This is a genomic window from Streptomyces sp. NPDC056987, from assembly GCF_042673865.1.
Lineage (GTDB): Bacteria > Actinomycetota > Actinomycetes > Streptomycetales > Streptomycetaceae > Streptomyces.
In genome coordinates, this window is record NZ_JBHURV010000076.1 from 1 (window position 1) to 9,869 (window position 9,869).

Below are 9,869 nucleotides of genomic sequence, written 5' to 3' on the forward strand. Positions count from 1 at the left end.
GACGTCCACACACCTCGCAAAACACCGGCGGCGAAACAACGAACGAAGAAGTCGACCACCCCACGACCACGCCGCACAGGTTAAAGATCAAGCTAAGGGATGTCACAGCTCGGCCGCAAAGGCCCTCCTGTTCCCCACCTCCGTCACCGCGCCTGTCAGGAGCGGGTACGTTCGATTGCGTGGCTGGATTCAGGATCGGACGCGGCCGGGACAACCGCACCTCGCAACAGCAACCGCAGCAGCAGCCGTACGGACGGCAGGCGCCGCCCCCCGCATACGGGGGCGGTCAGCAGGGCGCGCCGTCGTACGGCCGACAGCAGTGGCCCCCCGCGGGCGGTGGTCCGCAAGGGGGCGGCGCGCAGTACGGGGGCGGCGGCCGGCAGGGGGAACCCGAGTACTTCGGTGACCCGTACGGGCAGCAGCAGGGGCACGGCGGCGCGCCGCAGCACCACGGCGACCCGTACGCCAACAACCCAGGGCACACCCAGCAGTTCAGCGTCGACGAGGACCGTTACGGCGACGGCGCCCCCTACCAGGCCGGCGCGGCCCCGGCTCCGACCGGCCCGCGGCTGCCCTGGAAGGACCTGCTGAGCGGCATCGTCCTGCGCCCGGCGCAGACGTTCCTGCAGATGCGCGACTACCCGATCTGGGGCCCGGCCCTGATCGTGACGTTCCTCTACGGGCTGCTGGCGCTGTTCGGCTTCGACACGGCCCGTGAGGAAGCGATCAACGCGACGCTGACCACGGCCATCCCGTACGTCCTCACGACGGCCGTCGCCTTCGTCATCGGCGGACTGATCCTGGGCGCGGTCACCCACTCGCTCGCCCGCCAGCTCGGCGGCGACGGCGCCTGGCAGCCGACCGTGGGCCTCTCCATGCTGATCATGTCGATCACGGACGCCCCGCGCCTGCTCTTCGCGCTCTTCCTGGGCGGCGAGAACTCTCTGGTGCAGATCATCGGCTGGGCGACGTGGGTCGCGGCGGGCGCGCTCTTCACCGTGATGGTGAGCAAGTCGCACGACCTGCCGTGGCCGAAGGCGCTGGGCGCGTCGGCGATCCAGCTCATCGGGCTGCTGTCGCTGCTGAAGCTCGGCACCCTGTAGGAGCACGGGGGCGGCACACCCGCCCCCGTCCGCTCACTCCCGCGTCCGCTCACTCCCCTGTGCGGCGCACGACGGGCGGCTCGACGCTCCAGGGAAAGTTGATCCAGTACTCGGTGCGCTTCCACACGTACTCGCACTTCACGAGCGAGTGCGGCTTCTCGTAGATGACGGCGCTGCGCACCTCGGCGACATGGCCCGTGCAGAAGTCGTGCACGAGCTTCAGGGTCTTGCCGGTGTCGGCGACGTCGTCCGCGATCAGGACCTTCTTGTCGGAGAAGTCCACGAGGTTCGGGACGGGCGCGAGCATGACGGGCATCGCGAGCGTGGTCCCCACACCCGTGTAGAACTCGACGTTGACCAGATGAATATTTTTGCAGTCCAGTGCATAAGCGAGCCCGCCGGCGACGAAGACCCCGCCGCGCGCGATGCTCAGTACGACATCCGGTTCGTAGCCGTCGTCCGCGATGCTCTGCGCCAGCTCGCGCACGGCGCGGCCGAACTTCTCGTACGACAGGTTCTCCCGGCGCTCCGTCATGCCCGTGTCACACCTGCGTCCGGTGGAAGTTGAGGTACGAACGCGAGGCGGTCGGCCCCCGCTGCCCCTGATACCGCGACCCGTACCGCTCGGACCCGTAGGGGAACTCGGCCGGCGAGCTGAGCCGGAAGAGACAGAGCTGCCCGATCTTCATCCCGGGCCAGAGCTTGATGGGCAGGGTCGCCATGTTCGACAGTTCGAGGGTGACGTGCCCGGAGAACCCGGGGTCGATGAAGCCGGCGGTCGAGTGCGTCACCAGTCCGAGCCGCCCGAGGCTGGACTTGCCCTCCAGCCGGGAGGCGATGTCGTCGGGCAGCGAGATGACCTCGTACGTCGACGCGAGCACGAACTCGCCGGGGTGCAGGATGAACGGCTCGTCGCCGTCGGGCTCGACCGTACGCGTCAGATCGACCTGCTCGACGGCGGGGTCGATGTGCGGATAACGGTGGTTCTCGAACACCCGGAAGTACCGGTCGAGCCGTACATCGATACTGGAAGGCTGCACCATCGTCGTGTCGTACGGATCGAGGCGCACGCGCCCGGAGTCGATCTCGGCCCGGATGTCCTTGTCTGAGAGAAGCACGCCCCGAGGATACGCAAGGCGCGCGAGCCCACCCCAATCGGGCAGCCCCGCGCGCCTCACCCGCCCAAGGTCAGCGCTGCTCCACCTGACCCCGCTCCACCTTGTTCACCGTGTTCACCATCTCCGCCGACACCTCCACGGGCACGGCATGCCGCAACCGCGCACAACGGGGACACCGGATGAGCCGGCCGGGGCCGATCCGTCCGGCGCCGAGCTGCTGCATCGGGAACGAAGCAGTACTGAACACGTGCCCTTCGGCACAGCGGACGACGGTGCGTTCCATCAAGTCCATCAAGTCCCTTCCCCAACAAACGCGGACGAACGCCCACACTAGGGGATGATCGGGACACCACAAGAAGCGGCACTCCGCCCCCGACCCTACGCCCCAACTCCCGCCCCCACCGCCCGCCGAACGCACTTCCCGACCTCCAACGACACCGACCGAACCGGGGAGCGAACGACACCCGGGGCCGGGAATGAGGTAGAGTGACCGACGATGCGAAGCCGATCACCGGCTCGCCAAGCGGGTGTAGTTTAATGGTAGAACATGAGCTTCCCAAGCTCAGAGCGCGAGTTCGATTCTCGTCACCCGCTCCACACGAAAGCCCCAGGCCAATGGCCCGGGGCTTCTTTGTTGTCTAGACCTCTTGCGGTGCAGCGTGCCCTCCGCGTGCCCCAAGTGGCCCTTAATCGCCCCCTAGCCGAGGTGGTACTCATCTACCTCGGCACCACCAGCCCGGCGGCGACTCGCTCTTCGTCGGCGAACACAAGTGATCTGCGCCACCTTCGGCGGGAACATGCAGGCTCGTTCCCCAGGGCAGGATGCGCACCCTTGGAGTGACACCGCCCCCGCGTCCTCAGCTGACCAATCCCAAGTTGATCAAACGAAAGCCCATCGCCGACGCACTGACCTCGAAGCGCTCGGCAAGCGCAGTCGTGCATCGGTCAGGATCCTGCCTGATCGCCACCGGCAGCAGCATGAGTTGTTCGCGCACCATATCGGCCGGCATCAGCAGGCTCGCAGCGAAGGCATTCGCCTCAATCTCTTCGCGATCCGTAGCGGTGCTGGACAGCCCATCACGCAGGTTGATTCGAACAGGGCGGTCTAGGACGACCTCGCGCCCCGGGTGCAGCAGGAGGTGTCCGAGCTCATGGGCGATAGTGAAGCGCTGACGCAAGGGGGGTTGGGAGTCGTTAACCCCGATCACCGGCGACTGCCCGTCCCGCCGGAGCAACATCCCTGATACGTCACCATCTTTGAAAGAGCTCCTAGAGACCATCGCTCCCTGATGCCTGACGAGCCGCTCGACGTTGACGGGCGGTGAAAACACTCCGCAGTCAGCAAGCAATTGAGCTGCGCGAGCCTCGGCCCGTCTAGCCACGATCTTCCTCCTCAGCATTCGCGAGCACATCCTGCGCCCACGAGCGTGCATCTTCCGGCACCGCATCCAGGATGTCTGGCTGATCGCCGGGAGTCGGCAGAAGCGCTTCCGGCTCCACCCGCAAGGCTGCGGCGAACTCGTAGAGCATGTGGAGCGCGACTCGCTGACGACCCTTCTCAATGTTGCTGATCGACGTCCGATTGAGTCCCACGGCCTCACCTAGGGCCTGTTGGTTCATCCCGCAGGCGATGCGGGCCCGTCGAACACGGTCCCCAAAGCGCTCATAGAAATAGTCCATCAGTTCCCATCCTGGAGCACCACCACTGCCGGTTCCAGTCTCCCAAACCATGTTTGTGAGACTGGAATGACCGAGTAGTTTGGCAAACTGGAACCTAGGGCATCCCTTGGGGCAGGAAGTACAAGGAAGGAAGTTCTGATGCAGAAGAAGCCTCTAGCAACCCTGCTCAATGAGGGCCGCCGCAAGATCCAGGTGACAGACGATGAGCTCGCGGAGGCAAAGCGCCGCCGCAGCTTGCTGACCGCATGTATGAGGCGAGCGTTTCCTGGGTCGACCTGCTACTTCAACGGCAGCGTGGCGCACGGCGACGCGAACACCCCCCTGACCGATGTCGACCTCGGGGTCATCCTGTCTCCCACCGACGCGGAAGGCTACGGACCTGAGGGTAAGGATGCTCTGTCGCTGATGGAGCGAGCGCGCGCCGCGATCCGGGCCGGATTGGAAGACGAGTTTCCCAACCTCACGATTGAGGTCGTCGGCCGGAGACGCGCGGTGCTCGTACGCTTCGGCGCCCCGGTGACCAAGGGGCAGCAGGACTTCACGGCCGACGTCATGACGGCCATCCCCCACCCCACCGGTGTGGGTCTGTTCATCCCCAACAACAAGATCGCAGCGAGATGGGACAGGGCCGATCCGGTCAGTCATACGCTGATGGTGCACAAAGCCATCGAGGACACGAACATGGTCTTCGCTCGGGTCGTGAGGCTGCTCAAGCACTGGAACTCGACCCACAGCAAGCCTCTCTGCTCCTGGAACATCAAGGCGCTGGCCTTGGGATGCATCAACACGCCCATGCCTCTGATCGAAGCCCTGCAGCTCTTCTTCACCTATGCGGCAGAGCAGCTCGAAGACGGAGCCACCCCTGACCCCGCGGGCGTAGCAGGAGACATCCCTCTCGGCCTGCCGATCACGGACGTGCGCAAGCGCCTACGAACCGCCAGGGACTACATCGACCTCGCTGTCGACCACGAGGCAGCAGGACGTCCACTCAGCGCCCAGCACGCACTCCACCAGGTACTGCCAGAGATCATCCCCGACATCGACCCCGCTGACGCAGAAGCTGCCGCCGAGGAAGAGGCAGCGCGTCTGGTTCAGAGCGTGGCAACGACCGGAAGCGCCGCCTCCGGCCTTGGCCTCCTGACCCCACGGGTTACCCCGACTCGCGCTTGGGCCCCGTAGGCATGGGCCTCTGGTACGGGGTACAGCCGGCGTGGTGGGCGCCTCTGGAGCGAGAGGCGCGCCACCGCTTCGGCGGCGCACTCCAACATTCCTACAAGGCAGAGACCTTGACCTACAGGGTCAGAGGGTTGGACGTTGCGGGAGCCCAGCCGCTCGATGTGGAGATCCGCTTCTTCAAGCACCCGGCATACGAAACCTACGGGCTTCAGCCAAGCGAATTCCCCCGCGTGCACGCAAACCCAGGTGCGGCGTCAAAGCATCGGTACCCGGTAGACGATGCCCTTTGCCTCTGGCACCCGTACGATCCTGAGGAGCACCGGTGGACAAGCAAGAACGGGCTTCTCGACCTCATCGAGGTCGTTCGTACGCACCTGTTCCTTGAGCACTACTGGCGCCTGACCGGAGGCGACCAGGGTGGCCGGTGGCTCGTGAGGGATGCGCCGCACGGCATGCCTGGGAGTAGTGCGTGGAGATCGTCTCGGCCGCAGAGGCGGCGAGCGGCTGGTCATGGGCACAGACCACCGCCCTGACTGTCCCCGTAATCGCGCTACTCGGCGTCTACATCACCTACACGCTGAACCAGCGTGCGGTGAGGAGAGAGCGACGGTCCAAGACCTTCGCAGAGGCGTTGACAGCAGTCGAGGAATACCTGGAGATGCCGTACCGAATCCGTCGGCGGCCTGACCTTCCAGAAGCACGTCGGGAGTTGACCGACGAGGTCAGCTCCATCCTGGCACGCATGGCCTTCCACCAAGCGTGGTTGCAGATCGAAGCGTCGTCGGTGGCCGGGCCGTACGCCACTCTCGTTGCCACCGCTCGGGCTGAAGCGGGTGTTCAGATGAGCGTGGCTTGGCTCCAAGCCCCCATCACATCCGACAGCGGCATGAACTTGGGTACCGCGTACTCCCGGGAGAGATCCAACGCCGCCAAGACCGCTTGCATCACCGCGATGCGTCGGCACCTCTGATGGCGAAGAGTGGGACGCGGCGCCGGGGCGAGCGGTAGCCCGCCCGCCCCTCGGCCTCACGCCTTGGAACTGGTTGGCCTCGGACCGGCCTGAGCACGCTGCTGACGCACCCGCGCGTCGATGCCGTCCGCCACCTCCCGTTGCCGCTCACCATCGGAGTGCTGGTAGATCAGCGCCGCCTTCTCCGAGGACTGGCCGGCGCGGACCATCGTGTCCTTGAGCGTGGCGCCCGACTGGGTGGACAAGGTGTGGCCGGTATGGCGGAGGTCGTAGAAGCGGAAGTCCTCCGGCAGGCCCACCTTGGCGCGCGCCCTGCGCCACTTGCGGCCGAAGGTGGACCGCCGGAATGGCGCGCCCCGCTCGCCGACGAACAGGAGGCCGTTGGGCTCCTTCTCCGCGTACCAGTCCAGGTGGCGTTTCACCTCGATGTACAAGAAGGCCGGGAGGAAGACGGTTCGGCGTCCGGCGGTCGACTTCGTATCGCCCTCGACCCGACGGCCCGTAGTCAGCTCCGGCGCGGCGTCGCTGATCCTGGCCGCGAGCGGTTCGAGCGTGACGTCGGGCCGCCGCAGCGCCGCCTGCTCCTCCGGACGCATCGGCCCGTAGGCGCCGAAGTACACCATCAGCCGCCACCTGGGGCCCATGGCATCCGCGAGCGCGTCGACCTGTTCGACGGTGGCGGTGGGGCGTTCCTTGGCCCTCTCACTGCCGGCGCCCCTGATCCGGCAGGGGTTGCGGCGGATCAGCTCGTCGTCGGCGGCCGTCTCCATGATGGCCTTGAGGAGGCGGTACGACTTGGCGACGGTCGTCGCACCGGTTGCCTCCAGCCGCTCGGCCCGCCAGGTACGCACACCGGGCGGTGTGATGTCGTCCAGGTTCACCGAGGCGAACGTGGGCAGCAGGTGCAACCGCAGGAGCCTGCGGTACAGCTCCTCCGCGGTGACCGAGAGGGCGCGCTCCTCGACCCACTGGCTTGCGTAGGCAGCGAAGTTGACCGCGCCGACGTCCGGGGCGACCCAGTGCTTGCGCTCGATGTCGGCCTGGGTGAGCGTGAGCCAGGTCTGGGCGTCGGTGCGCGTCGAGAAGGTCTCCGGGGCGGTACGGCGGCTGCCGTCCGGGGCCCAGTAGCGTGCCTGCCAGCGCCCCGAGGGCAGTTGGCGGACCGTGCCGAATTCACGCCGCCTCTGCGGCTTGCGGGTGGCCATCAGGCGGCCTTCCCGTAGCGGGAACGCTCATCGCGAAGAGCCGGGACGGTGCGCTCGTCGATGTATGTGGCGATGGCGCTCTCGGGTATCCGCACGGGCTTGCCGAGCTTGACGTAGCGGATACGGCGCTCCTGGACGAGTCGCCGGATGAAGCGCACGCCGGTGCCGAGACGTTCGGCAGCCTGCTCCACGGTGAGGAGGGGGTCGGTGGTGGTCACCTCCTCCGGCTGGAGGGTGCGCTGAGCAGGGACGTGCGGTATCGCCGAAGGGCGCAAGGTTGGTGCTCCGGTTCTGGCCGGCGGGCAGGGCGGCAACCCTGGGCTGGCCTGGTGTCGTTCAGGGATGGGACGGGTGATGCGTCCGCAGCGGGGGTTTGCGTTCCCACTGCGGCGGCTGGATCGGTTCGCTACGCGTCGGAAGCGGGACCGTACTCCTCGTTGACCTTGATCAGCTCGGTCGCGATGGCGTTGGAGACCATCACGTCGGCTTCCTCACGGATGTCCGGGTGGTCGGCGAGGTAGGCATCGAGCTGGTAGCGGGCTCTCCGTGCCTCGTGGTTGGCGCGGTTGGAGGCCCGGTAGGTGGCGACGACGTTGTCGATCAGCTCCATGGCGCGGCCCATGGTCGCCAGGCTGGGCGGCCCGACGAAGTTGCTGAGCGGGACGCCGAAGATCTCGGCGAAGCCGATGGCCTCGTCGAGGTTGATGCGTCGCTTGCGGTTCTCGATACGCCACACCGCGGACGGGTTCATGTCGAACCCGGCCTCGTTCATGTGGTCGGACAGCGTCGTGGTGCTCCAGCCGCGCTTCTCCCGTTCCAGCTTGATCCGCACGGTGGCGTTCTCTTCGCCGCTGAGGAGCACTCCCTCGGAGCCCTCTTCGTCATCCGACATCGCCGCCTCCTCTCGCTCTCCGCGTTCACCGCCACTTCGGCGCATGTCATAACGCTAGCATCACTTCTGCCGATCGCAAAGCGCTATGCGATCGGCATAGATGGTGGTACAGTTGAAACTCCCCAGCAGACCGCACCGGTCCGCCGGCGCGCGCTTCGACCTGCCCAGAAGCACAAAAAGCCCCCCGGTGACCCAACACCGAGGGGCTCAGCGCGCAAACCTCATGCCGCCCATCCCTGAACGACTGACCTGCAAGCCGGGATTGCCGTCCCATTGGCCTGCAAGCAGAGGAGCTACATGTCCAGTATGGACGATCCCGCCCTTAGCACGCCATCTCTTCCCGTCGGCGCAGCCGCCTGGCCGCCCGTGGCCGTACCCGGCCGCCCCCGTCCCAATGAGGACGGGCCCTCCTCCGAACAGCACCACCTCGCCTCCGCCTCCGAAGGCGAAGAAGTCCTCACGTCGCTGCGGGAGCAGATCCTGCGGTACGTGGTGATGCCGAGCAAGGAGGCATCAGTGGCGGTGACGTTGTGGGTTGCGGCGACACACCTGCAGACGGCATGGCAGCACGCGCCGCGTTTGGCGGTGGTGGGGCCTGCGAAGCGGTGCGGTAAGTCACGGCTCCTGGACGTGATCACCGAGAGCGTCCACGATCCGCTCATCACGGTCAACGCCTCGGCCGCCGCGGTGTTCCGGTCGATCACCGACACCCCGCCCACCCTGCTGGTCGACGAGGCCGACACCCTCTTCGGGTCTGCGAAGGTCGCGGAGAAGAACGAGGAGATGCGCGGCCTGCTCAACGCCGGTCACCAGCGCAACCGCCCGACCCTGCGGGTCTCAGGACCCAACCACGAGGTGTCGAAGTTCCCCACCTTCGCCATGGCAGCCCTCGCCGGAATCGGAGACCTGCCTGACACGATCATGGACCGCTCGGTCGTGATCCGCATGCGGCGACGCATGCCGGGCGAGAAGGTCGCCGAATTCCGTACCTTCCGGGACACCCCGCCCCTCCACGCCCTGCGCGAGCGACTCGCCGCATGGCTGGGCCCGCTCCACGCCAGCGCGATGGAACTGACACCCTCCATGCCGGTCGAAGACCGGGCGGCCGACACCTGGCAGCCACTGGTCGCAGTCGCCGACCTCGCCGGCGGGACGTGGCCTTCCCTCGCCCGCAATGCTTGCCGGGTCATGGCAAAGCACGAGGCCGAACAGGACCAGGACCGGAGCAGCCTGGGCATCCGCCTCCTGGCCGACGTCCGCCGCGCCTTCGCCTCCGAGGGCAACCCACCAGCGCTGCGCACCAGTCGGCTCCTGGACATCCTCAACAAGGACGCCGAGACTCCCTGGCCGGAGTACACCGCTAACGGCCTAACTCCACGGGGCCTGCAGATCCTGCTCAACGAGTACGGCATCAGCTCGGCCCCCAAGCGCTTCCACGGCAACGTCCAGGCTCGGGGCTACACCCGTCGGCACTTCGCCGACGCCTGGGCCCGCTACTGCCCCGAGGCCGCGACCGGGGCCTGACCCTGCACGACCCGTCACGACTCGTCTCCGCGCAGGTCAAGGCGGTGACAGGTCGAGATCCGGTGACGAGTCGTCTCGACGTCACCGCCGCACCCGCATCTGCCCTGACCAGGCATGCGACATGTCGTGACGGGTCCTCGCGCCCCTGGGCCGAACCTCGCACCTCTTGGAGCACTCCCCCTTGCCTTCACCCACTCTCGC

General features: G+C 66.9%; 12 protein-coding genes and 1 tRNA gene. 5 read left to right on the top strand and 8 right to left on the bottom strand.

Features of this window, described 5'->3' with window-relative positions:
- Nucleotides 1-179: 179 nt before the first annotated feature.
- Nucleotides 180-1,103 (top strand): Yip1 family protein, encoded by a 924-nt coding sequence (locus ACFTZC_RS41520; RefSeq protein ID WP_382899267.1) that lies wholly within the window; start codon nt 180-182, stop codon nt 1,101-1,103.
- A 49-nt stretch (nt 1,104-1,152) separates the two neighbouring features.
- On the opposite strand, the gene ACFTZC_RS41525 is transcribed toward ACFTZC_RS41520, so the two are convergent.
- The 3 genes from ACFTZC_RS41525 to ACFTZC_RS41535 form a co-directional block, all read right to left on the bottom strand.
- Complete coding sequence (locus ACFTZC_RS41525) at nt 1,153-1,638, bottom strand: phosphoribosyltransferase (RefSeq protein WP_382899269.1); 486 nt, start codon at nt 1,636-1,638, stop codon at nt 1,153-1,155.
- 7 nt (nt 1,639-1,645) lie between these two features.
- Entirely contained in the window at nt 1,646-2,221 is a 576-nt protein-coding gene (dcd, locus tag ACFTZC_RS41530) for a dCTP deaminase (protein WP_382899270.1), read from the bottom strand.
- Between the two features lie 70 nt (nt 2,222-2,291).
- The gene (locus ACFTZC_RS41535; protein ID WP_382899272.1) at nt 2,292-2,513 is read right to left on the bottom strand and encodes a hypothetical protein; all 222 of its coding nucleotides are present in this window, start codon (nt 2,511-2,513) and stop codon (nt 2,292-2,294) included.
- Nucleotides 2,514-2,744: 231 nt separating this feature from the next.
- On the opposite strand from ACFTZC_RS41535, the gene ACFTZC_RS41540 reads away from it, so the two are divergent.
- Nucleotides 2,745-2,818 (top strand) — tRNA-Gly (locus ACFTZC_RS41540).
- 260 nt (nt 2,819-3,078) lie between these two features.
- Here ACFTZC_RS41540 and ACFTZC_RS41545 read toward each other — a convergent pair.
- Both ACFTZC_RS41545 and ACFTZC_RS41550 read right to left on the bottom strand, forming a co-directional pair.
- Complete coding sequence (locus tag ACFTZC_RS41545; protein WP_229823328.1) at nt 3,079-3,603, bottom strand: ImmA/IrrE family metallo-endopeptidase; 525 nt, start codon at nt 3,601-3,603, stop codon at nt 3,079-3,081.
- Complete coding sequence (locus tag ACFTZC_RS41550; RefSeq protein ID WP_093438628.1) at nt 3,596-3,901, bottom strand: helix-turn-helix domain-containing protein; 306 nt, start codon at nt 3,899-3,901, stop codon at nt 3,596-3,598. Before ACFTZC_RS41550 ends, ACFTZC_RS41545 begins: the two co-directional genes overlap by 8 nt.
- Nucleotides 3,902-4,039: 138 nt before the next feature.
- Between ACFTZC_RS41550 and ACFTZC_RS41555 the strand changes: the two genes are divergently transcribed.
- Nucleotides 4,040-5,080 (top strand): hypothetical protein, encoded by a 1,041-nt coding sequence (locus tag ACFTZC_RS41555; RefSeq protein WP_201045262.1) that lies wholly within the window; start codon nt 4,040-4,042, stop codon nt 5,078-5,080.
- Nucleotides 5,081-5,546: 466 nt separating this feature from the next.
- Nucleotides 5,547-6,047 carry a hypothetical protein gene (locus tag ACFTZC_RS41560; RefSeq protein WP_093438623.1) on the top strand — a complete coding sequence of 167 codons (501 nt, stop codon included), beginning with the start codon at nt 5,547-5,549 and terminating at the stop codon, nt 6,045-6,047.
- 56 nt (nt 6,048-6,103) lie between these two features.
- Here ACFTZC_RS41560 and ACFTZC_RS41565 read toward each other — a convergent pair whose 3' ends face one another.
- The 3 genes from ACFTZC_RS41565 to ACFTZC_RS41575 form a co-directional block, all read right to left on the bottom strand.
- On the bottom strand, nt 6,104-7,252 hold the full coding sequence (locus ACFTZC_RS41565) for a tyrosine-type recombinase/integrase (RefSeq protein WP_382899274.1): 1,149 nt from the start codon (nt 7,250-7,252) through the stop codon (nt 6,104-6,106).
- On the bottom strand, nt 7,252-7,470 hold the full coding sequence (locus ACFTZC_RS41570; RefSeq protein WP_382899276.1) for a helix-turn-helix domain-containing protein: 219 nt from the start codon (nt 7,468-7,470) through the stop codon (nt 7,252-7,254). Before ACFTZC_RS41570 ends, ACFTZC_RS41565 begins: the two co-directional genes overlap by 1 nt.
- 188 nt (nt 7,471-7,658) lie before the next feature.
- Entirely contained in the window at nt 7,659-8,144 is a 486-nt protein-coding gene (locus ACFTZC_RS41575) for a helix-turn-helix domain-containing protein (protein ID WP_382899278.1), read from the bottom strand.
- Nucleotides 8,145-8,450: 306 nt separating this feature from the next.
- Between ACFTZC_RS41575 and ACFTZC_RS41580 the strand changes: the two genes are divergently transcribed.
- A complete protein-coding gene (locus ACFTZC_RS41580; RefSeq protein WP_382899280.1) occupies nt 8,451-9,668 on the top strand; it encodes a DUF3631 domain-containing protein in 1,218 nt (405 codons plus the stop codon).
- The last annotated feature ends 201 nt before the right edge of the window (nt 9,669-9,869 follow it).